A 279-nucleotide genomic window follows, 5' to 3' on the forward strand; every position below is an offset into this window, starting at 1 on the left:
TTTCGAAACACGTGTAAGCAGGCAGCACATTCGCGAGATAGTAGTCGAGCCCACGGCTCGGAATGTCGATGGAATTCAGCATGCCGTTGCTCGTCTCGGCGACGCGCGGCGTGGGGTTGCCAGGACGGCTCACCGGCGAGACGCTTTTGATGACGAGCGCACCGAGCCGGTTCAGATCGAGCGCTTCACGATACTCGATGGCAAAGCACCCGGAGGCCGGCATCACAGGATTGCGCAGGCTCACGTTGCCTACGCGTACGTTGAGATCAGGCAAAGTCC

The 279-nt window shown here is 60.2% G+C and carries 1 pseudogene; it reads right to left on the reverse strand.

Features of this window, described 5'->3' with window-relative positions:
- Positions 1-279 (reverse strand): annotated as a pseudogene (locus tag EN859_RS37765) (dihydroorotate dehydrogenase); the annotation flags it as partial.

It is taken from the genome of Mesorhizobium sp. M00.F.Ca.ET.216.01.1.1 (assembly GCF_004010325.2).
In the GTDB taxonomy this organism is placed as follows: domain Bacteria; phylum Pseudomonadota; class Alphaproteobacteria; order Rhizobiales; family Rhizobiaceae; genus Mesorhizobium.